Genomic DNA, 19,985 nt, shown 5'->3' with positions numbered 1-19,985 from the left:
CGGAAAACCCCAGGGAAATCATTGCAGCGAGACGTTAAGCAATGACGAACATCGAGACTCTAGGAAATACCCCTAAAGTGCCGTTATTTAAGGATCTTAAACCATCCCAGCCCTAGCATCGGTTCCCTGGAACGGGCGTTCGCCGGACTGCGGCGGACAGCCGCGCGAACGAGGGAGTGTGCAGCGGTGATGAGGTTTACTGGAGGATGCCGACGCCTTGGCGCAGTGCTGCTGCTGGCAGCCGCGCCAAACCTGGCCGCCTGTGAGGCGATGTACGAAGACACCAAGGGCTGGGCCAACCGGCTGGAAGCCTCGATGATCGAGGCGGCCAACAACTTCTCCAAGGGCAACGAGAAATCCGGCAATCAGCATAGCGGGCTGGAATGGGCCGGGGACGAGCAGGCGACCGACGCGTCAGGCCCGTCGGACGCCGGTCTGGTCCAGGTCACAGCCGCCAGCATGGTGGCACCGTCGAAGCCACGCAGCGCCAAATCGCAGGACGCAAGCGCAAAAGCAACGGCAGAACCGGCCCCGAGCGAACAGGCAGAAGCCCAGCAGGTGGCCATGGCGGTCGATCCGACGGGGCCAAGCCCGTCCGCCACCCCCGTCTCGAATCCCCCCAAGCCGATGTTGAAGCCGATCAAGGGTGCCAAGGGGGCCAAGGCGCAGACCGCCGATGCCCAGCCCAAGACGGCGGAGAAGCCGGCGCGCAAGACCAAGCTGCTGGTCCATCTGTCCTCCCTGCGCTCCGAACGCGCCGCGCGCAAGGAATGGGAAGCCCTGAAGAAGGCGTTTCCGGATCAACTCTCCGGCATGGACGTGAGCTTTGTCCGGGCGGAACTGACGGGCCGAGGGGTCTTCTACCGAGTACTGGCCGGCCCCCTGCCCTCAAAGCGCGCCGCCAGCGAGATCTGCAGCAGCCTGAAGGCAAAGAAGCAGTACTGCCAGGTCATGACCGAAGCGCCGCCGGGTTAAGCCCGCTAAGGCGACGGCAGGATCTCACGGGACTTTCCGGTCAGGTAGTAGGCCAGCAGGCCCAGCCATTCGTGAATCGCGATCGAGGCGTAGGACAGGGAACTGTTGGGTTCCCGTGGCCATAGCAGGCTGTCCGGTTCGGTGCGGAAGTCGACGGGATGGGGCAGCACGGAGAGCCCCGCCGCGCGAAAGCTGGCAACCGCTCTCGGCATGTGCCAGGCCGAGGTGATCAGCAGCCAGGGGCGTTCCGTCTGGCCGATCAGCGCGGCTGACAGCCGGGCGTTCTCCGCCGTGTTGCGGGACTTGGCTTCGAATCGCACCTGGGCCATGGGCAGCCCCTGCTGCTGGAAGAACATCCGGGTAATCTCGGCCTCGTTCAGGCCGCTGGGGACCAGACGGCCGCTGAAGCCGGACACGATCAGAGGCCTGTCGGGAAGCGCCCTGTGCAGCGCCATGGCCGTGGTCAGGCGCTCGACATTGCCGTTCAGGCTCGCCTCGCCCCGGGCCGCCGCGATACGCCCGTTACCGGTGGCCCCGCCGAGCACGATGATGCCGCTGAACTGGGGGCCGGACACGGGCACGGCGAAGCGGTTCTCCAGGGTGCGCACGGCCCATTCGGGCAGCGGCGTCAGCAGGATGAGCCCGCCGTAAACGATCAGCAGCAGACCGGAGAGGCGCGCCAGAACCCGCCAGGCGAGGCCGCGAAACAGCAGCCAGGCGAGCAGCAGGAACAGCAGGGAATGCATCGGCTTGAGCAGGAACCAAGCTATCTTCGAGACAAAGAAAAAGCCTGTATCCATTTGTTCTCACTGCCTTATCGTGCACTCGCCGGATCCCTCCGGAGGCACAATGCCCTGCCCCGGCGCGATCCGGGCAAGAAAAATGCCCCGGAAATGGGGCAGCAGCTAAGTGAAATGGTCGGAGCGGCAGGATTTGAACCTACGACCCCCACACCCCCAGTGTGGTGCGCTACCAGGCTGCGCTACGCTCCGCCATCTTAGCCCTACGCGGCTGTCCCGCGCGGGCCTCTGTATAACCGCGGGATTGGGCGATGGCAATGATTGCCTTGGCGCCTATCCCGCCTTCTTCTGGGCGCCCTTCAGGAGGTCGCTCAACTCCGTGAGTTCGGCGATGATCTCCTCGATCTCGCGGCTTCGGTCCCGGTCATCGCTCGCCGCTGCTGGGGCCGGCACTTCACTTGCCACAGGCTCCCCTGCCTGGCCGTCGTCCTTGACCCGGCCCTCCCGCAGCAACTTCTGCACACCCTTGATCGTGTAGCCTTCGCTGTACAGCAGATCCCGGATGCGGCGCAGCAGGGCAATGTCTTCGGGCCTGTAATAGCGGCGCCCACCGCCGCGCTTGAGCGGGCGGACCTGGCTGAATTTGCCTTCCCAGAAACGCAGGACGTGCTGCGGCACGTCGAGTTCCTCGCTGACCTCGCTGATGGTCCGAAAGGCCGATGCAGACTTCCCGGCAGAACGACTGGCTTGCATGCTGACTCTACTTGTCCAGCTGATTGATGATCCTAGTGCGGCGTCTCGCTGCTGACCTTGCTGAGTGAATCGTTGATGCGGTTCTTCAAGACATGCGAAGCGCGAAACACGAGAACCCGGCGCGGCAGAATGGGCACTTCCTCACCGGTCTTCGGATTGCGACCGATCCGCTGGCCCTTTTCGCGGACCGAGAAACTGCCGAACGAAGAAAGCTTGACCATCTCGCCCCGCACCAAGGCATCCGAAATCTCATTCAGGACGGACTCAACCAAATCGGCTGATTCATTGCGCGAGAGCCCCACCTCCTGATAGACCGCCTCGCTCAAATCCGCCCTGGTAATCGTGCCTCCTGCCATTCCCCCCTCCTTTGTTGCGCCGACACGCCGAAACCTTACCGCAACGCAAGAATGCGGTCAATTATGCAGCGAATACCGTAGGATGCGACTAATTTTTGACGCAGCTTGAGAAGGCAGCCGGCGGGTACCGGGACTGCCGCGGTTCACCAGCGGACCAGTGCCGAGCCCCAGGTGAAACCACCGCCCATGGCCTCCATGAGCAGGAGGTCGCCGGACTGGATACGGCCGTCGCCGACCGCCTCGGTGAGCGCCAGCGGGATCGACGCGGCGGAGGTGTTGGCGTGGCGATCCACGGTCACCACAACCCGGTCAGTCGGCAGATTGAGCCGGCGGCCCATGGACTCGATGATGCGGATGTTGGCCTGGTGGGGCACCAGCCAGTCGATGTCCCCCGGCGTCAGCCCGTTGGCTTCCAGGGCGGCGTCGACCGCCTCCGCCATGCGGACCACGGCATGGCGAAAGACTTCCTTGCCTTCCATGCGCAGATAGCCGACCGAACCCGTCGAGGAGGGGCCGCCATCGACGTAGAGCGCGTCGTGGTGGCGGCCGTCGGCATAGATGTGGGTCGACAGAACCCCGCGGCCGGTGCCGTTCGCGCCCGCAGCGGGCCGCTCGGCCTCCAGAACAACGGCCCCTGCCCCATCGCCGAAGAGCACGCAGGTGGAGCGGTCTTCCCAGTCGAGAATGCGCGAGAAGGTCTCTGCGCCGACGACCAGCGCCTTGGACGCCTGGCCGACCCGCAGGAAGTTGTCCGCAACCGAGAGACCGTAGACGAAGCCGCTGCAGACCGCCTGGACGTCGAAGGCGGCACCGGAGGTGATGCCGAGGGCGTACTGAATCCGGGTGGCCGTCGCCGGAAAGGTCTCGTCGGGGGTCGAGGTCGCGCAGACGATCAGATCGATGCTTTCCGGGGCCACGCCGGCCTGCGCCAAGGCCTCTTTTGCGGCGGCCAGTCCCAGGTCCGAGGTCATTTCGCCCTCTGCCGCTATGTGCCGCTGGCAGATCCCGGTGCGCTGGCGGATCCATTCGTCGTTGGTCGCCACACGTTTGGCCAATTCGGCGTTGGTGACGACATTTGCGGGCAGGTAGCTCCCGCAGCCTGTGACAAGAGATCGGAACATCGCTAAATCGCGGCCACCTGTGCTTTGTCGGGCCCACGATCCAGGAGTGCCAGGTCGGAACGGATTTTCTCGATGATGCCGTGCCGGTGCATGTCGACGGCAACGCCAATGGCGTTTGCAAAGCCCAGGGCATCGGTGCCGCCGTGGCTCTTCACTGCGATGCCGTTAAGGCCCAGAAACATCGCACCGTTGTAGCCACGTGGATCGACACGCTTGCGCAGCTTGCGCATGGCCGGCCGCGCCAGGAGATAGCCAAGGCTGGCAAGGACCGACGACCGGAAAGTATGACGCATGTATTCGTTGATCAGTTTCGCCGTCCCCTCGGCGGTTTTCAGCGCAACGTTGCCGGTAAATCCATCGGTCACGATAACGTCGGCGGTCCCCTTGGCGATGTCGTCGCCCTCGATGAAACCCAAAAACTTGCCCGGCAGGGCGCTGCCGCGAAGGATTGTGGTCGCCTCGTGCAGGGCTTCGTGGCCCTTAATGTCTTCGGAGCCCACGTTCAGCAAGGCATAAGTGGGCTCGAGCAGCCCCAGGACCGAGCGGGCGAAGGCGTTTCCCATGACCGCGAAGTCGACCAGGTTCTCGGCATCGCAACTGACGTTGGCGCCGAGATCCAGCATCACCGATTCGCCGTGCAGGGTGGGAAAGAAGGAGGCGATGGCGGGCCGGTTGATGCCCGGCAGCGTCTTCAGCACGAACTTCGCCATGGCCATGAGGGCACCGGTATTGCCCGCAGAAACGACGCATCCGGCCTCCCCCGCCTGAACGGCGTTGATCGCCAGGCGCATGCTGGAATTGCGGCCGGAGCGCAGGGCAACGGAGGGCTTCTCCTCGCTGCTCACAACGTCGTCGGTGTGCACCAGCGTGGTCACCGATTTCAGGCGCTTCTTGCGTTCGAGGATGCGCGCGACGTCGGACTGGCGCCCGAACATCAGAAAGCGCACCTCCGGGAAACGCTCGCGCGCGATGTTAGCGCCACGGACCACCATCCCGGGGGCCGCGTCGCCGCCCATGGCGTCCAAAGCGATGGTGAGCGCCTCGCCCATAGACTGTCCAGCCCTACCCGCTACAACTCATAGTCGGCAAAAGCAGGGCGAGCCGAGCGTCAAATCGTCTCCGCATCCGCCACTTCGCGACCGTCATAGTAACCACAAGCCGGGCACACATGATGGGGCCGCTTCAACTCGCCGCAATTGGAGCACTCATGATAGCTTGCCGCTGCCAGCGAATCGTGCGCACGGCGCTTGTTGCGCCGGGACTGGGAAACTTTACTCTTCGGAACAGCCATGATTCTCGTCTTTCTTCGTCAGGCGACATCCGCCTTCGCAAGCGGTTTCTTAGCCAATCTTGGCCACTTCAGCAAGCAAACCCGGGCGAGTGTCGCAAGTAAAACTTAACCTATTCTTTACCTTTCAAGGCCTTCAGAGCGGCGAAGGGGCCGCTCTCGCCCTGATCGTCCGAGGGCCCGAATTCGCTGGGAATCGCCGCCCCCGACCGCCGGGGATAAGGGTCCAGCGACACCGCGAGTTCCTGAACCACCAGTTCGCCCAAGTCGATCCCGTCGCTGGGCAGTGTCTCCGGCGGATCCTCCTCCAAGGCATCCACAACCACCTCGTCCTCGGCCGCGCCGCCGACCTGAGATGACTGGCCCCGAGATGGCCGAAAGGAGGCCTGCAGGTCCCCTGTCAGCGACTGCTGGAGGGGTTCCAGCGTGACCACGCAGGTCTGGGTCACCTCGGCCGTCCAAGCCGCCCCAACGTGCACCAGGTCCCCCAGGCCGCGCCGGACCTCACAGTCCGCAACCAGCCGGTCGAGGCCCAGAAGCCCGAGCCGGGCCCTGACCTGGTCCCGCTCCGCAGCCGTGGCTTCGATCCGCTCGGCGATTTTCCGGTCGCCCAGGCGGTCAAGCGTCACAATCCTCGAGAACTCGCTTTGCGCCTTTGCGGATGATCCGCCCACGGCAGCCCTCCGTCTCCGGCCTCACAAAAGCGGCGCACCATAGGGGCTCGACCGGCCCCGGTCAATCCCCCAGGTCGGCCCATTCGGAGCGCCAGTTCCCGGCGCCAGAAGAGCCCTAGAATGGGGCGAATTGAGGCTTTCCCGCGCGCAATCCGGTGCCCTCCTGGGCCTCCAGCGCCTGCATCTGGGCGCGCACATAGCCCAGCAGACCGGCGGGGTCCACGGCCTCCTCCGGCAAGGTCCCGTAGACATTGCGCAGCAGAGCCGCGCGCAGGCCGTTCTCCCCGCCGCCGCCGGCAATCTCGTCCAGGGCCGTCTCGTAGGACGCCAAACGCCCCATGAAGCCCTCGGCCATTTGCTGGACCCGTCGGCCGACCCCCAGATCGCCTGCCCCCATCTCCCGCAGGGAGCGGTCCATGTCGGCTATGAAGACCTCTTGCAGCGCGGCGGCGATGTCTTCGCCCTCGGGAAAGTCCACGCGCATGCGGCGCAGCACCAATACTAGATGCAGAACGATCGACTCAAAGCGCCCATCGACGCTGTCGGGAATGCCGAGATCGCGGAAAAGCTCCGTCCGGCGCGCCTGTTGTACGACGTTCTCGTAGAGCAGCCAGGCCGCCTCTTCTTGCTGTTTGGGCCGGAAAAGTCGCTTGAAGACCATGGATTTTCCACGAGATTGGCTGGCAGGACGGACCGGCCGGCGGTCTGCGGCCCGTGAATTAAGGGCTTGAAATGGCACTACGCCGCGGTTTAATCAAGTCATTCGGGGTCAAATGAGAGGTTTGCCGTGACTGCAACGAAGGGGCACCCCCTGCGCTCGGGCCGCCTTTGCGTGTCGGCGATCGCGCTGTCGATCACCGTACTCGGGGTCGCGGCCTGCGGCGGTTCCGTCCAGGTTCGCGGCAACATGCCCGACGCGGAAGACGTCGCGGTGATCGAGCCCGGCGTGCACAGCCGCCAGGACATCGTCGACCTGCTCGGATCGCCCTCGACCATCTCAACCTTCCAGGACAGCAAGTGGTATTACATCGGTCAGAAGACCCAGGAATTCGCCTTCATGAAGCCTGAGGTCATCGATCGCAGCGTGCTGGTGGTGACCTTCAACGAGTCGGGCTATGTCGAGCAGACCGCAAGCTACACCCTGGCCGACGCCCAGGAGGTCGAGCCCGTCGACCGCATCACGCCGACCGAAGGCCGCGATCTGACCTTGCTGCAGCAACTCTTCGGAAACCTGGGACGCTTCGGCGGCGGCAGCGGCAACTAGCCCGCATTTCTCACCACCTCCACGGTCTGCGCGGCTTTGTGGGGCCATCAGGACAGGAAAGCCGCGCATCGCGATGCGGTACATCGGGCAAGCGGCTTGACGCAGCCTGTCGGCCCCACAATGCCGCCCGAAGGGTCGCGTAGAGGCGTTCGCCCGCGGCGTCGCGGCCCTCAACCGTAGTCCCCGCTACGCTTTTCGGACCGCTCCTGGCGGAGCGAACGCCTCTACGCGACGCAGACCGTGGACGTGGTGAGAAATGCGGGCTAGCCCGCAGCGGCGTGGACCGCGCTTCAAGCAGGCACAAAAAAAGGGGCCCCGGAAGCGATCTTCCGGGGCCCTTGATCTTCGTAGGCCGGGTCGAACCAGCCCAGTTTTATTGCGCTAGCACGTCAGTGCGCCAGGATCGCCAACAGCAGTAGCGCGACGATGTTGGTGATCTTGATCATCGGGTTCACGGCCGGACCGGCGGTGTCCTTGTAGGGATCGCCCACCGTGTCGCCGGTCACCGCGGCCTTGTGGGCCTCCGAGCCCTTGCCGCCGTGATTGCCGTCCTCGATGTACTTCTTGGCGTTGTCCCAGGCGCCGCCGCCGGCGGTCATGGAGATGGCGACAAAGATACCGGTCACGATGACGCCCAGCAGCATCGCGCCAACCGCGCCCAACGCCGCCGCCTGGCCGCCGATAACCAAGATAACGAAGTAAAGGACGATGGGCGAGAGCACCGGCAGCATCGAGGGAATGATCATCTCCTTGATCGCCGCCTTGGTCAGCAGGTCGACGCAGGTGCCGTATTCGGGCTTGCCCGTGCCCTCCATGATGCCCGCGATCTCCTTGAACTGGCGCCGCACTTCGATGACGACGGAGCCGGCCGCCCGTCCCACGGCCGTCATGCCAAGGGCCCCGAAGAGATAGGGCAGCAGGCCGCCAATGAAGAGGCCGACCACCACATAGGGATTGGACAGCGAGAAATCGACCTCGCCGTCAAGCTGGATGGCGCCTTCCTTGACAAAGAGATCGAGGTCAGAGGTGTAGGCGGCGAAGAGCACCAGGGCGCCCAAGCCCGCAGACGCGATGGCATAGCCCTTGGTCACGGCCTTGGTGGTGTTGCCGACGGCATCCAGCGCGTCGGTGGTCTTGCGCACCGAGTCCTCGAGTTCGGCCATCTCGGCGATGCCGCCGGCGTTGTCCGTGACAGGACCGTAGGCGTCGAGCGCTACCACCATGCCCGCCAGCGCCAGCATGGTGGTGACCGCGATAGCGATGCCCAGGAGGCCGGCAAGCAGATAGGTGATAATGATGCCAGCGCAGATGATCAGTGCCGGCACAGCGGTGGCCTCCATGGAGACCGCCAGTCCCTGGATCACGTTCGTGCCGTGGCCGGTGACCGAAGACTGGGCGACCGAGCGGACGGGCCGGTACTCGGTGCCGGTGTAGTACTCCGTGATCCAGATAATGGCACCGGTGACGATCAGTCCGACGATCCCGCAAATGTAGAGGTCGAAGCCGTCAAAGGCGATCCCGGCGGCGGTCATGGGAGTATCCATACCGACTATGTAGGCGGTGACCGGCCAGAGCGCGATCGCCGAAAGCACGGCCGAGGCGATGAAACCCTTGTAGAGGGCGCCCATGATGTTCTGCGAGGAGCCCAGCTTGACGAAGAAGGTGCCGATCACCGAGGTCACAATGCAGACGGCCCCGACGGTCAGCGGATAGAGCACCAGGGAGGAGATGTTGGGATCGTTGACGGCAAAGATCGTGGCAAGAACCATGGTGGCGACCACGGTGACCACGTAGGTCTCGAAGAGGTCGGCCGCCATGCCGGCGCAGTCGCCGACGTTGTCACCCACATTGTCGGCGATCACGGCCGGGTTGCGCGGATCGTCTTCGGGAATGCCGGCTTCGACCTTGCCGACCAGGTCGGCGCCGACGTCGGCGCCTTTGGTGAAGATGCCGCCGCCAAGGCGCGCGAAGATCGAAATCAGCGAGGCGCCGAAGCCGAGGGCGACGAGAGCCACCGAGATCTCCCGTTCACCGACCCCCATCATCAGAAGGACCGAGTAATAGCCCGAGACCGCCAGCAGCGCCAAGCCGGCCACCAGCATGCCGGTGATGGCCCCGGCGCGAAAGGCGATGGAGAGGCCCTGTGCCAAGCCGCTGCGCGAGGCTTCCGCCGTGCGCACATTGGCACGCACCGAGACGTGCATTCCGATGTAGCCGGCCGCGCCGGAGAGGATGGCCCCGATCAGGAAGCCGATCCCGTCTTTCAGGCCCAGAGCGAAAGAGAGCACGATGAAGATCACAACCCCGACCATAGCGATGGTCCGGTATTGGCGGTTGAGATAGGCCTGCGCCCCCTCCTGCACCGCCGCCGCAATCTCCTGCATGCGCGGAGTGCCGGCTGGCGCGGCGAGAACGGACCGCGTGGCCCAGCCGCCATAGACAAGGGCCAGCAGCCCGCACAGGAGCACCAAGATCAACTCGATCGACATATGGGAATCCCTCAAGATAGACAGGCCGGTCAAGCGATTGCGACCGGGCGCGAAGACTGAGCTGCAGGACCGCAGCACCCCGAAATCGCGCGGAAAATGACAGAATCGCCAGTGGAAGGCAACCGCTACTGCGCGCCTTCCGTGAGGCAATTCTACGCCGTAGCGCTGGGAGCCGGTGACGCCCTGCCCTAGCTGACGGCCAGGGCTCGCTGGCGGGCCAGCCAGATCACTGCGAGGGTCGCCAGGAGCACTGGCAGAAGCACTGCAAGGTTCACCGCCTGCCAGCCCAGAACGTTGAAGACCGCCCCAGAGGCCAAGGCGGTGATCGCCGTGGTGCCGAAGACCATGAACTCGTTGAAGGCCTGCACGCGGGCCTGTTCCTCGGGCCGATAGGTCTCCGTCAGCAGGCTGGTGGCACCGACGTACATGAAGTTCCAGCCCACGCCCAGAAGCACCAGGGCGCTCCAGAACTGCAGGACCTCGATCCCGGTCAGGTTGACCAGAATACAGCCGAGGATCAGGACGGCACCGATGGAGATTACCCGGAGCACGCCGATTCGCTCGATGATGTGGCCGGTCACGAAGGACGGTGCGTACATTCCGACCACATGCCACTGGATGACGAAGGCTGCGGTCTCAAAGGGATGGGCACAAGCGACCATCGCCAAGGGGGTCGAGACCATGATCAGGTTCATCGAGCCGTAGGCGACCATGGCGCAGACCACGGCAACCACCAGGCTTGGCTGGCGGATGATCTCCCGCAGGGCCCGCCCCCGGTCGCTTCTGGTGCGGGAGATCGGTGGCGGAAGCTCAACGAGCTGGACCAAGGCGAGCCCGGCAAAGGCCATGGCGGCAATTGCGGCATAGCCGCCGGCGAAAAGCACCGGCGCGAAAAGATCCTTGGTCCACTTGGCCAACTCCGGGCCCAAGACAGCCGAGGCGAGCCCGCCCACCATCACCAGCGAGATGGCGCGGCTGCGGAGTTCGGGCCCCGCCACGTCCGCGGCGGCAAAGCGGTAGAGCGCGACATGGGCGGCGAAACCGCCCTGCAGCGCCGCCCCCACGCAGAACAGCGTGAAGTTGGCGCCGATGACCGCCAGACAGGCGACAACGCCGCCGGCGATCCCGAGCAGCCCGCCGATGGTAAAGCCGACCTGCCGGCCGAAGCGTCCCATGATCAGGGAGGCGGGCACGGTCATGGCGGCCATGGCCACGAACTGCAGAGCCAACGGGAAAGTCGCCAAGGAGGGGTCCGGCGCCAGGCTGTCGCCGACCAAAGCCGTGATGGTGATCGACAGCGCCAGGCAGCTCATGCCCAAGGCTTGGCAGACTGCCAGCAGCGAGATATTGCGCATCACCGCGCTGCGTGATTTTTCCGGGCGCGATTTCTCCGGGGAAACGTCCATCCGTTCAGTTTAGCCGTTGACGCCCCGCTTGGTAGGGCTGATTGGCCATAGCTGATGTGCGGGATTGACGCAGCTCCGGACGGCGGAGCCGGCGCGCAGGCTGCCGGGTTACGCCTTCTTGGGCTGGCGCCGCTCCAGTTCGCGCAGGAGGACGTCGGCGACGATGCCCTCGCCCAGCAAGCGGTCGCAGATGTCGATCAACCGTTTGCGCACCAGCGGCGATTCGAAGCCACCTTCACGGACGATGCGCATGGCAAAGAGCGCATGCATCTCATGCAGAAAAGCATCGCGCAGCCGGGCCATGTTGCTGCTCGCAAGGTCCTTGTCCCACTCGTCGTAGAGTTGAAGCGTGAGCTGCATGGTGACGTGATGGGTGACTTCTCCTTCTTGAATCAAGGAGATGAGCAGGGGGTGAAGGCGAATATAGGCAGGCTCCGGCCGGCTGATCTGAGAGATCAGCTCTTCGGTCTTCTCGGCGCCGGGGCCCATCAGGAACCACCAGGCACCGGCCCCCGCTCCGCCCAGGAGCAGCACGGCCGCGACGATCAGGATGACGATACGCAAGGGGTCAACCCCGCTCTGCCGAATACGGTCTCGCGCCCAGTGTCAGGCAGCCTGCGTAAACATGAAGTTAAAAGTTAAGATATTGAAAAGACGTTCAAAAGTGGGTCCAACCCAGGGACTCCAGAGGAACCGCCTGGCGCTCTGAATCGACGACGGTAAGGCCGGCTTCGGCGCGTACCCTGCCGATCCGGGCAATCGGCAGGGTCAGGCGCGACGAGAGCGCGTCGATCAGCGGGCGCTTGTTCTGAGTGGCAGCAAAGAGCAACTCATAATCGTCCCCGCCCGAAAGCACCGCCTGACGCGGCTCGCCAAGCAGAGACAGGGCTTGCTCGGCGGCATTGGAGACCGGAACGGCCTCGAGCTCGACCTCCGCACCCACTGCCGAAGCGGCCAGGAGGTGGCCCAGGTCCTGGGCCAGACCGTCCGAGACGTCGAGGGCCGAAGCGGCGAGTTCCTGTTCCAGAATGGCCTGCCCCAGCGCAAGCCGCGGTTCGGGACAGCGGTAGCGGTCGGCGAGATGACCTGCCGCCTGCGCGGTCAGCCCGGCAATACCATCGCGCAGTACCTTGAGGCCCAGATAGGCATCGCCCAGCGTGCCTGAGACATAGAGATCGTCACCGGGGCGCAGCGATGCGCGGTCCAGCACCTTCGAACCCTTCACGGCACCGAAGGCGGTCAGGCTGAACGTCATGGGGCCGGACGTGGCCGTGGTGTCGCCGCCCACCAGGGTGAGGCCGAAGCGCTCCTGATCCGCGGCCAATCCGCGGCAGAAGGCGGCTATCCAGGCCTCCTCCAGGTCGCCCGGCCAGGAGGCCGCCAGAAGGTAGCTGTGCGGCCTTGCGCCCATGGCCGCAAGGTCCGAAAGGCTGACCCGCAGCACCTTCCGGCCGATGGTCTCCGGGGGGTCGTCCGGCAGAAAATGGCCGCCGGCAACCAGGCTGTCGGCCGTCACCACCAGCCGTTCGCCCGGCGGGAGCTCCAGCACGGCGGCGTCGTTCTTCAGACCGAAGGCGCCTGCGGCCGTTGTCGTCAGGGGGGCCAGGTAGCGCTCGATCAGCGCGAATTCTCCGGGCAGGCGGGGCAAGGGTCCGATGCCGCCCCGGCCTAGGAGAGGTCCGGCAGCACGGCAGCCTCGCCGAACTCCTCGATGCGCAGGACGTGGGCAAGGCGATCGAGCAAACCGTTGACGAAGGCGGTCTCGCGCCCATCGAAGAAGGCATTGGCGAGATCGACGTACTCGGAGATCACCACGCGCGCCGGCACCTCGAGACGCTCTGAGAGTTCGAAGGTTGCCGACCGCAGCAACGCGAGGAGAAGGATCTCCAGGCGCTCGATGGTCCAGTCGTCGTCCAGCACCGCGGCGATCATGTCGTCCAGAGTGCCGGCCTGGGAGGAGACACCCTGCACGAGTTCGGCCAGCAGCTCCCGATTGACGGCCCCGTGCTTCAGGCCGTCGACATCCTCGCTCACGCGATGTTCCAGAAACTCGCTGACCACCTGGCCGGCGGGCTCTGCCGTCAAGCTCATCTGGTAGAGCGCCTGCACCGCAAGCAGCCGCGCCGCGCTGAGCCCGGAGGGCCGCCGCCCTCCAGCCTTGGCCTTGCTCGGGCCGCTTGTCGTGTCGTTTGACTGGCCGGTCATGATCTCTCGGTCTCGCGGATAGCGCCTAGCTCAGCGGGGGAAGAGGTGGAACTGCCGCTTCACATCCAGCATGGCCAGACAGGCCGCAGCCGCGTCCCCGCCCTTGTTCTTCTGGTCCACCGCGGCCCGCACCCAGGCCTGCTCCTGGTTCTCGCAGGTCAGGATGCCATAGCCGAGCGCGAGGGTATGGCGGCAGGCCAGGTCCTGCAACATGCGCGCGCTCTCGCCGCAGACGTAGTCGTAGTGGCTGGTTTCGCCGCGAATGACGCAGCCGAGCGCAACATAGCCGTCGAAGCGCTTGCGCCCGGCAAAGAAATCCATCGACTTGATCGCCATGCGGACCACCGCCGGGATCTCGAAGGCGCCGGGCACTTCGACGCGCTCGTGGGTGACGCCGGCTTCATCCAGCACGCCCTTGGCGCCGGCGTAGAGAGCATCGGCGATGTCTTCGTAGAAACGGGCTTCCACCACCAGGATGTGCGGCCTGACGCCGAGCGACTCACTCATGCGGGTTCTTCGTCCTTATGCTCGATGGCGCGCTGACCGACGATCCTCAAGCCGTAACCCTCCAGCCCGACGATGGTGCGCTTGGTGTTGGACAGCAGGATCATGTCACGGACCCCGAGGTCCAGCAGGATCTGCGCCCCCACCCCATAGTCGCGCAGCTCGCTGCCGGGAGGGCGCTTGCCGTCCAGCTTCGATTTCAGTGAATTCGTGAGGGCATCGGCGGAAGGCTCGCGAATGAGGACGACGACACCCCGCCCCTCTTCACCGATCATGCGCATCGCCTGTTGCAGTTCGCCCGCCTTGCCGCTCGCCGCATCGCCGAGCACATCGTCCAGCACGTTGATCGCATGCATGCGCACCGGGATGGGATCCGTGGTCGAGAGATCGCCTTTCCAGAGCGCCACGTGTTCGGCGTAGTTGATGGTGTTGACGTAGACCGCCAGGTTGAAGGCGCCCCCGAAGCGGCTTTCGAAGCGGCTCTCATGCCGCCGTTCCACCAGTGAATCGTGACGCCGCCGATAGGAGATGAGGTCGGCAATGGTGGCGACCTTTAGGCCATGGCGCTGGGCAAAAGCGATCAGGTCATCCCGCCGCGCCATGGTGCCGTCGTCGTTCATGATCTCGCAGATGACCCCGGAGGGATTGAGCCCGGCCAGGCGCGCCAGATCCACGGCCGCCTCGGTATGTCCCGCGCGCACCAGAACGCCGCCGTCGCGGGCCATCAGCGGGAAGATATGGCCCGGCGTCGCAATATCGTCGGCGCCTTTGCTGGGATCGATCGCGGTGGCCACGGTGTGGGCCCGGTCCGGCGCCGAGATCCCGGTGGTCACGCCCTCGCGGGCCTCGATCGAGGCCGTGAAGGCGGTCTGGTGGCGGGACTCGTTCTTGCGGGCCATCAACGGCAGGCCCAGTTCCTCGATGCGCTCCTGGGTCATCGCCAGACAGATCAGGCCGCGGCCGTAGCGGGCCATGAAGTTGATGGCATCCGGCGTCGCCATCTGAGCCGGTATGACCAGATCGCCTTCGTTCTCCCGCGACTCGTCGTCGACCAGGATGAACATCCGGCCGTTGCGGGCTTCCTCGATGACCTCGTCAATGGGCGAGACCATCTCCCCGAAGGTGAGCCGCCAGGGCTCGTCTCTCTGTTCCATCTAGAGCCTTCCGTCCAGCAGGCGGTGAACGTAGCGCGCGATCTGGTCGATTTCCAGGTTCACACGGTCGCCCGGCTGCTTGCCACCCAGGGTGGTCGCGGCCGCCGTGTGGGGAATGAGATTGACCCCGAAACGCCGACCGTCAACCTCGTTGACCGTGAGGGATACGCCGTCGAGCGCCACAGAGCCCTTGGGCGCGATGAACTTGGCGAGCTCCGCCGGCGCTTCGAAGCCGAAACGCAGGGACCCCTGTTCCGGTTCGCGCGAGACGACCTCTGCAAGGCCGTCCACATGCCCCGAGACCAAGTGCCCCCCCAGCTCGTCGCCGATGCAGAGCGCCCGTTCAAAGTTAACCGGGGTGCCGACCGTCCAGTCGCCGAGGGTGGTCTTCGACAGGGTTTCGCCGGACACGTCGACTGCGAACCAGCCCTCCCCCTTGTCCACCACCGTGAGACAAGCCCCAGAGCAGGCAATCGAAGCGCCGATCGCGATCTCATCGGTCGCATAGCCGGTATCGAAGACGAAGCGCTGATCCGCCAGCGGCTCAATCGCCCGCAGGGCCCCGAGGTCTGTCACGATTCCGGTGAACATTCTCTTCGATCTTCGGTCCGAGGCTTCCCTTGCCCGGGTCGGCTCAGCCGTCCCTGTGAAACAGGTCCAGCATGTCCGGGGCCAAGCGCAAACGTGATGACTGTCGGAACTGCGGCGCCTCGTCAAGCCTGTCAATGCCGAAGCTGGCGAGGGCGGGCACGCCGTCGCCCCCGATCACCATGGGCGCGCGGAACCAGGCGAGACGGTCCACCAGCCCTTCGCGCAGCAGGGCGGCTGCCAGATGGCCGCCCCCCTCGACCAAAACCTGATTGACCCCGCGCTCCGCCAGGCCCTTGAGGGCCTGGGGCAAGGCACAATGACCGGCACTGTCCTTGGGCACCCGCAGAACCTCGACGCCGGCGTCGGCATAAGCGGCCAGCCGCTCGGCCGGATTGCCGTCGTGGGTGATCAGGAGCGTCGGCAGCGCCGACGCCCGGACCACCAGATCGTGAGTCAGCGGCAGCCGCAGTCGGCCGTCGATCACTACGCGCAGGGGATTGGAGTCCTCAAGCCCCGGCAGGCGCACATCCAGGCGCGGATTGTCGACCACGGCGGTCCCGCTGCCGACCAGGAGCGCGTCTGCCTTGCTGCGCAGCAGGTGGGTGCGGCGGCGCGCCAGCACTCCGGTGATCCATTTGCTGTGGCCCTTGTGGGTTGCGATGCGGCCGTCCTGGGAGGTCGCCAGCTTCAGCGTCACCTCAGGACGACCCTTCTCCAATCGGGAGAAGAAGCCGCCATTCAGGCGCTTCGCCTCCGCCGCGCAGAGGCCGAGGTCGACCTGGAGCCCCGCCTCCCGCAGGCGCCTGACGCCCTTGCCGCTGACACGCGGGTCAGGGTCCTCGACCGCGGCGACCACCCGGCTGACCCCGGCCTCGATCAGGGCGTCCGCGCAGGGCGGTGTGCGCCCCTGGTGGGCACAGGGCTCCAATGTCACGTAGGCGGTGCTGCCCGAAGCCTGCCCCCGGGACCGGCGCAAGGCCTCGGTCTCCGCATGCGGGCGCCCCCCCGGCTGGGTCCAGCCGCGGCCGACGACGCGACCGTCCTGGACCAGGATGCAGCCCACCGCCGGATTGGGGGCCACGCGTCCCAGGCCGCGGGCCGCCAGATCCAAGGCGGCCATCATAAAGCCACGGTCCCTGGGGTCAGTCGTGTCCGTCACCGAGCTTGCCGATGAATTCCTCGAAGTCGCGGGCCTCGCGGAAGTTCCTGTAGACCGAGGCGAAACGCACATAGGCCACCTGATCGAGGTTGGCCAGGGCATCCATCACCAACTCGCCGATCAGCTTGGTCGGGATCTCCGATTCCCCCGAGGACTCGAGCCTGCGGACCAGGCCGTTGATCACGCGGTCCAGCCGGTCCGGGTCCACCTGGCGCTTCTGCAGCGCCAGCGCCATGGAGCGCATCAGCTTGTCGCGGTCGAAGGGCTCGCGCTTGCCGTTAGACTTGACCACGGTCAGCTCGCGCAGTTGTACCCGTTCGAAGGTGGTGAAGCGGGCGCCGCAATTCGGGCATTGACGGCGGCGGCGGATCGCCGAGTTGTCCTCCGTCGGTCTTGAATCCTTTACCTGCGTGTCCTCGTTACCGCAAAACGGACAGCGCATCCTCCCCCCTCTCCATATACTCGCTTACCCAACCCCGCGCCGCGTGGGCCCGGTCAATCCCTTCCCAAAGTCGGCCCTTCTCTTCGGCCTTGTTTTCAGGCACTCAGATCACCATCCCGGGGTAAATCGGAAAGCGTGCACAGAGCGCACGCACCTCTTCGCGCACCGCCTGCTCCACCCCGGAGTTGTCGTCCGGGTTTGCGGCCAAGCCGTCGAGCACGCGCCCGATGAGCGCCGCGACCGTGCGAAACTCCTCGACGCCGAATCCGCGGGTCGTGGCCGCGGGGGTCCCCAGGCGAATGCCGGAGGTGACCGTCGGCTTTTCCGGATCGAAGGGAATGCCGTTCTTGTTGCAGGTGATTCCGGCCCGGTCGAGGCTCTCCTCGGCGACCACACCGGTCAGACCCTTGGGCCGCAGGTCGACCAGCATCAGGTGGGTATCGGTGCCGCCAGTGACGATATCGAAGCCTTCACCCATCATCGCGTCGGCCAGTGCCTTGGCGTTGTCCACGACCTGCTGGGCGTAAGCCTTGAACTCCGGCTTAAGCGCCTCGCCGAAGGCGGCGGCCTTGGAGGCGATGGCATGCATCAGCGGGCCGCCCTGAAGGCCCGGAAAAGCCGCGGAGTTGATCTTTTTGCCCAGATCCAGGTCGTTGGTCAGGATCATGCCGCCGCGCCCGGCCCGCAGGGTCTTGTGGGTGGTCGTGGTCACGACATGGGCATGGGGCAGCGGGTTGGGATGCACGCCGCCCGCGACCAGGCCGGCAAAGTGGGCCATGTCCACCATGAAGTAGGCACCGACGGCGTCGGCAATCTGGCGGAAGCGGGCGAAGTCGATGAAGCGCGGATAGGCCGAGCCGCCGGCGATGATCAGTTTCGGCTGGTGCTCCTGCGCCAGCCGCTCGACCTCGTCGAAGTCGGTCAAGCCGTCCTGCCGGCGCACGCCGTACTGCACGGCGTTGAACCACTTGCCGGAGAGATTGGGCTTGGCGCCGTGGGTCAGGTGCCCGCCCGCCGACAAGGACATTCCCATGATGGTGTCGCCGGGCTTCAACAGGGCCAGGGCCACGCACTGATTGGCCTGGGCGCCGGAATGCGGCTGGACATTGGCGAACTCGCAGCCGAACAGCTCCTTGGCCCGCTTCACGGCCAGCTCTTCGGCCACGTCGACGTATTCGCAGCCCCCATAGTAGCGGCGCCCCGGATAGCCCTCGGCATACTTGTTGGTCAGCACCGAGCCCTGGGCCTCCAACGAGGCCAAGGAGACGATGTTCTCCGAAGCAATGAGTTCGATCTGTTCTTGCTGACGACGCAGCTCGCCGCGGATCGCCTCGGCCAGCTCAGGATCGGTCTCGCTCAGGTGGGCGGAAAAGAAGGTGTCCTGCTGCGGCAGGGACTCGGCGGCATCGGCAACGCTCATCGTCGCTTGCAACTCCTCAAGAGTGGGATCGTCAACCTAGCTTGGCGACGCGCCGGACATGACGGTCGCCCGCGAAATCAGTGGACAGGAAGGCATGGAGACAGTCCTTGGCCACGACGTCTCCGATCAGCCGGGCCCCCAGGGCCAGGACATTGGCGTCGTTGTGCTCCCGGCAGAGCCGGGCCGAGGTTTCGTCATGGCAGAGGGCGGCCCGCACGCCGGCGTGCCGATTGGCGGCAATGGAGATCCCGATACCGGTGCCGCAGACCACCACGCCGCGCTCGACCTCGCCAGAGGCAATCGCCTGCGCCACTGCTGCACCGAAATCCGGATAGTCGACCGAAGTGGTCGCGTCATGGGTTCCGAGGTCGCGGACCTCGTAGCCCGAGTCCCGCAACTCGTCGACGAGCTTTGCCTTGAGGGCAAAGCCAGCGTGATCGGCCGCAATTGCGATCGACTTGGACGCCTTGGTCACTGACAGTCCGCCTGTCCCGGGAAAACCGGCGGACCCTACCATATGTCGCCTTCCCATGAAAAGCCGCCACTAGGTCTCGCGGCGTCGGTTTCAAGGGATTCAATGGCGCCCAGACGCAAATCGGGCTAGAAAGATCTCCGGGGGTCTAGACGAGAAGGCCGCCGCGCGCTCCGGCTGCCCGCTTCTCCAGGACATACTCCAGCTTGCGCGCCGCCAGGCGTTCCAGTTCGACCTGCCCGGCCGAAGGTGGCCCGACGATGGAGACCTCGGCCGATGTTAGGGTGTCGACGGCGGACACCTTCACGTAGCCCCCGACCCTCTGGAACTCGAAAATAATCTCACGTGGCTGATGCATGCATCCATTCTCAGTCATCTATGGCAAACAATCTCTTAACAGGGGCGCATTTCCGAAAGATGACGGCTTTGTGACCCTGAGAGGACGGAGGCCCGGCGGAACCCCAATCTGAGGGTTTCCGGCGCCCGGGCGACCCACGCCTCGTCTTTCGGGATCAGGTGTGATGTCCCGGCCGCTTTTGGAGCGGAGGGATATGCGCTATATCTCCGCCCAAAGGTCCCCTCGGACCATGGATCGGGCCATGGATCGAGCGGACGATCACTCCAGAGGAATGCGACATGTCCCAGGCCAGCGCCGTATCCGGCACCGCCCCCCAGCCGTCTGCCGCTCAAAGCTCCGCAAAGTTCGTCTGGGAGGACCCACTGCTGCTGGACGACCAGCTCAGCGAAGAGGAGCGCATGGTCAGCGAGGCCGCGCGCAGCTACTGCCAGGAGCAGTTGATGCCGCGCATCCTGGAGGCCAACCGTCACGAGACCTTCGACCGCGCCATTATGACCGAGATGGGTGCCCTGGGGTTCCTCGGGTCAACCATCCCGGAGGACTATGGCTGCGCCGGGGCAAACCACGTGAGCTACGGCCTCATCGCCCGCGAGGTCGAGCGGGTCGATTCCGGC

Annotated in this window: 24 protein-coding genes and 1 tRNA gene; 3 read left to right on the top strand and 22 right to left on the bottom strand. The window is 65.3% G+C overall.

Annotated features, from left to right (window positions below):
* Positions 1–315: 315 nt before the first annotated feature.
* Positions 316–975, top strand: a complete 660-nt coding sequence (locus tag Q0996_RS07820; RefSeq protein ID WP_299617388.1) for an SPOR domain-containing protein — start codon at positions 316–318, stop codon at positions 973–975.
* Between the two features lie 5 nt (positions 976–980).
* Here Q0996_RS07820 and Q0996_RS07815 read toward each other — a convergent pair whose 3' ends face one another.
* The 9 genes from Q0996_RS07815 to Q0996_RS07775 form a co-directional block, all read right to left on the bottom strand.
* A complete protein-coding gene (locus tag Q0996_RS07815) occupies positions 981–1,775 on the bottom strand; it encodes a YdcF family protein (RefSeq protein WP_299617386.1) in 795 nt (264 codons plus the stop codon).
* Between the two features lie 115 nt (positions 1,776–1,890).
* A tRNA-Pro gene (locus tag Q0996_RS07810) sits at positions 1,891–1,967 on the bottom strand.
* 81 nt (positions 1,968–2,048) lie between these two features.
* Entirely contained in the window at positions 2,049–2,468 is a 420-nt protein-coding gene (locus tag Q0996_RS25475; protein ID WP_322096660.1) for a MerR family transcriptional regulator, read from the bottom strand.
* Between the two features lie 32 nt (positions 2,469–2,500).
* Complete coding sequence (locus Q0996_RS07800; RefSeq protein ID WP_299617384.1) at positions 2,501–2,824, bottom strand: integration host factor subunit alpha; 324 nt, start codon at positions 2,822–2,824, stop codon at positions 2,501–2,503.
* A gap of 143 nt (positions 2,825–2,967) precedes the next feature.
* Positions 2,968–3,945 carry a beta-ketoacyl-ACP synthase III gene (locus Q0996_RS07795; RefSeq protein ID WP_299617382.1) on the bottom strand — a complete coding sequence of 326 codons (978 nt, stop codon included), beginning with the start codon at positions 3,943–3,945 and terminating at the stop codon, positions 2,968–2,970.
* Positions 3,946–3,947: 2 nt separating this feature from the next.
* Positions 3,948–4,994, bottom strand: a complete 1,047-nt coding sequence (gene plsX / locus Q0996_RS07790) for a phosphate acyltransferase PlsX (RefSeq protein ID WP_299617380.1) — start codon at positions 4,992–4,994, stop codon at positions 3,948–3,950.
* A gap of 59 nt (positions 4,995–5,053) precedes the next feature.
* On the bottom strand, positions 5,054–5,236 hold the full coding sequence (gene rpmF, locus Q0996_RS07785) for a 50S ribosomal protein L32 (protein ID WP_299617378.1): 183 nt from the start codon (positions 5,234–5,236) through the stop codon (positions 5,054–5,056).
* Between the two features lie 110 nt (positions 5,237–5,346).
* Positions 5,347–5,862, bottom strand: coding sequence for a DUF177 domain-containing protein (locus Q0996_RS07780; protein WP_299617377.1), 516 nt, complete (start codon positions 5,860–5,862; stop codon positions 5,347–5,349).
* 160 nt (positions 5,863–6,022) lie between these two features.
* Positions 6,023–6,568: a ubiquinol-cytochrome C chaperone family protein gene (locus tag Q0996_RS07775; protein WP_299617375.1), complete on the bottom strand. Its 546-nt coding sequence runs from the start codon at positions 6,566–6,568 to the stop codon at positions 6,023–6,025.
* Positions 6,569–6,694: 126 nt separating this feature from the next.
* On the opposite strand from Q0996_RS07775, the gene Q0996_RS07770 reads away from it, so the two are divergent.
* Positions 6,695–7,171 (top strand): outer membrane protein assembly factor BamE, encoded by a 477-nt coding sequence (locus Q0996_RS07770; protein ID WP_299617373.1) that lies wholly within the window; start codon positions 6,695–6,697, stop codon positions 7,169–7,171.
* Positions 7,172–7,560: 389 nt separating this feature from the next.
* Here Q0996_RS07770 and Q0996_RS07765 read toward each other — a convergent pair whose 3' ends face one another.
* The 13 genes from Q0996_RS07765 to Q0996_RS07705 all read right to left on the bottom strand — a co-directional run bounded on the left by Q0996_RS07765 (position 7,561) and on the right by Q0996_RS07705 (position 19,371).
* A complete protein-coding gene (locus tag Q0996_RS07765; protein WP_299617371.1) occupies positions 7,561–9,660 on the bottom strand; it encodes a sodium-translocating pyrophosphatase in 2,100 nt (699 codons plus the stop codon).
* Between the two features lie 188 nt (positions 9,661–9,848).
* A complete protein-coding gene (locus Q0996_RS07760; RefSeq protein ID WP_299617369.1) occupies positions 9,849–11,015 on the bottom strand; it encodes an MFS transporter in 1,167 nt (388 codons plus the stop codon).
* A gap of 159 nt (positions 11,016–11,174) precedes the next feature.
* A complete protein-coding gene (fliL, locus tag Q0996_RS07755) occupies positions 11,175–11,630 on the bottom strand; it encodes a flagellar basal body-associated protein FliL (protein WP_299617367.1) in 456 nt (151 codons plus the stop codon).
* Between the two features lie 94 nt (positions 11,631–11,724).
* On the bottom strand, positions 11,725–12,714 hold the full coding sequence (gene thiL, locus Q0996_RS07750; protein WP_299617365.1) for a thiamine-phosphate kinase: 990 nt from the start codon (positions 12,712–12,714) through the stop codon (positions 11,725–11,727).
* A 20-nt stretch (positions 12,715–12,734) separates the two neighbouring features.
* Positions 12,735–13,271 (bottom strand): transcription antitermination factor NusB, encoded by a 537-nt coding sequence (gene nusB, locus Q0996_RS07745; protein ID WP_299617363.1) that lies wholly within the window; start codon positions 13,269–13,271, stop codon positions 12,735–12,737.
* A 30-nt stretch (positions 13,272–13,301) separates the two neighbouring features.
* Positions 13,302–13,778, bottom strand: a complete 477-nt coding sequence (locus Q0996_RS07740; RefSeq protein ID WP_299617361.1) for a 6,7-dimethyl-8-ribityllumazine synthase — start codon at positions 13,776–13,778, stop codon at positions 13,302–13,304.
* Positions 13,775–14,929 (bottom strand): 3,4-dihydroxy-2-butanone-4-phosphate synthase, encoded by a 1,155-nt coding sequence (gene ribB, locus Q0996_RS07735; RefSeq protein WP_299617359.1) that lies wholly within the window; start codon positions 14,927–14,929, stop codon positions 13,775–13,777. The genes Q0996_RS07740 and ribB overlap by 4 nt, the downstream gene beginning before the upstream one ends.
* The gene (locus Q0996_RS07730) at positions 14,930–15,520 is read right to left on the bottom strand and encodes a riboflavin synthase (protein ID WP_299617357.1); all 591 of its coding nucleotides are present in this window, start codon (positions 15,518–15,520) and stop codon (positions 14,930–14,932) included.
* 43 nt (positions 15,521–15,563) lie between these two features.
* The gene (gene ribD, locus Q0996_RS07725; protein WP_299617355.1) at positions 15,564–16,679 is read right to left on the bottom strand and encodes a bifunctional diaminohydroxyphosphoribosylaminopyrimidine deaminase/5-amino-6-(5-phosphoribosylamino)uracil reductase RibD; all 1,116 of its coding nucleotides are present in this window, start codon (positions 16,677–16,679) and stop codon (positions 15,564–15,566) included.
* Positions 16,663–17,121, bottom strand: a complete 459-nt coding sequence (gene nrdR / locus Q0996_RS07720) for a transcriptional regulator NrdR (protein ID WP_299617353.1) — start codon at positions 17,119–17,121, stop codon at positions 16,663–16,665. Before nrdR ends, ribD begins: the two co-directional genes overlap by 17 nt.
* A 103-nt stretch (positions 17,122–17,224) precedes the next feature.
* Positions 17,225–18,541, bottom strand: a complete 1,317-nt coding sequence (gene glyA / locus Q0996_RS07715; RefSeq protein ID WP_299617351.1) for a serine hydroxymethyltransferase — start codon at positions 18,539–18,541, stop codon at positions 17,225–17,227.
* A gap of 31 nt (positions 18,542–18,572) precedes the next feature.
* On the bottom strand, positions 18,573–19,016 hold the full coding sequence (gene rpiB, locus Q0996_RS07710) for a ribose 5-phosphate isomerase B (RefSeq protein WP_299617349.1): 444 nt from the start codon (positions 19,014–19,016) through the stop codon (positions 18,573–18,575).
* 145 nt (positions 19,017–19,161) lie between these two features.
* Complete coding sequence (locus Q0996_RS07705) at positions 19,162–19,371, bottom strand: serine hydroxymethyltransferase (protein ID WP_299617348.1); 210 nt, start codon at positions 19,369–19,371, stop codon at positions 19,162–19,164.
* A 278-nt stretch (positions 19,372–19,649) separates the two neighbouring features.
* On the opposite strand from Q0996_RS07705, the gene Q0996_RS07700 reads away from it, so the two are divergent.
* Positions 19,650–19,985 (top strand): acyl-CoA dehydrogenase family protein (locus tag Q0996_RS07700; RefSeq protein WP_299617346.1); only part of this gene is annotated, 336 nt, incomplete at its 3' end.

The organism is Pelagibius sp. (assembly GCF_028289705.1).
Taxonomy (GTDB): Bacteria; Pseudomonadota; Alphaproteobacteria; order Kiloniellales; family Kiloniellaceae; genus Pelagibius.
The sequence above is the reverse complement of the archived record's forward strand: the minus strand, read 5'-3'. Positions and strand labels throughout refer to the sequence as shown.

Coding starts and splice junctions, on each gene's coding strand:
- nusB (WP_299617363.1), bottom strand. CDS start 13,271: ATGACCGGCCAGTCAAACGACACGACAAGCGGCCCGAGCAAGGCCAAG.
- Q0996_RS07730 (WP_299617357.1), bottom strand. CDS start 15,520: ATGTTCACCGGAATCGTGACAGACCTCGGGGCCCTGCGGGCGATTGAG.
- Q0996_RS07760 (WP_299617369.1), bottom strand. CDS start 11,015: ATGCGCAATATCTCGCTGCTGGCAGTCTGCCAAGCCTTGGGCATGAGC.
- Q0996_RS07705 (WP_299617348.1), bottom strand. CDS start 19,371: ATGCATCAGCCACGTGAGATTATTTTCGAGTTCCAGAGGGTCGGGGGC.
- Q0996_RS07815 (WP_299617386.1), bottom strand. CDS start 1,775: ATGGATACAGGCTTTTTCTTTGTCTCGAAGATAGCTTGGTTCCTGCTC.
- Q0996_RS07775 (WP_299617375.1), bottom strand. CDS start 6,568: ATGGTCTTCAAGCGACTTTTCCGGCCCAAACAGCAAGAAGAGGCGGCC.
- rpmF (WP_299617378.1), bottom strand. CDS start 5,236: ATGGCTGTTCCGAAGAGTAAAGTTTCCCAGTCCCGGCGCAACAAGCGC.
- Q0996_RS07820 (WP_299617388.1), top strand. CDS start 316: ATGATCGAGGCGGCCAACAACTTCTCCAAGGGCAACGAGAAATCCGGC.
- Q0996_RS07740 (WP_299617361.1), bottom strand. CDS start 13,778: ATGAGTGAGTCGCTCGGCGTCAGGCCGCACATCCTGGTGGTGGAAGCC.
- glyA (WP_299617351.1), bottom strand. CDS start 18,541: ATGAGCGTTGCCGATGCCGCCGAGTCCCTGCCGCAGCAGGACACCTTC.
- Q0996_RS07795 (WP_299617382.1), bottom strand. CDS start 3,945: ATGTTCCGATCTCTTGTCACAGGCTGCGGGAGCTACCTGCCCGCAAAT.
- Q0996_RS25475 (WP_322096660.1), bottom strand. CDS start 2,468: ATGCAAGCCAGTCGTTCTGCCGGGAAGTCTGCATCGGCCTTTCGGACC.
- nrdR (WP_299617353.1), bottom strand. CDS start 17,121: ATGCGCTGTCCGTTTTGCGGTAACGAGGACACGCAGGTAAAGGATTCA.
- Q0996_RS07800 (WP_299617384.1), bottom strand. CDS start 2,824: ATGGCAGGAGGCACGATTACCAGGGCGGATTTGAGCGAGGCGGTCTAT.
- ribB (WP_299617359.1), bottom strand. CDS start 14,929: ATGGAACAGAGAGACGAGCCCTGGCGGCTCACCTTCGGGGAGATGGTC.
- plsX (WP_299617380.1), bottom strand. CDS start 4,994: ATGGGCGAGGCGCTCACCATCGCTTTGGACGCCATGGGCGGCGACGCG.
- Q0996_RS07765 (WP_299617371.1), bottom strand. CDS start 9,660: ATGTCGATCGAGTTGATCTTGGTGCTCCTGTGCGGGCTGCTGGCCCTT.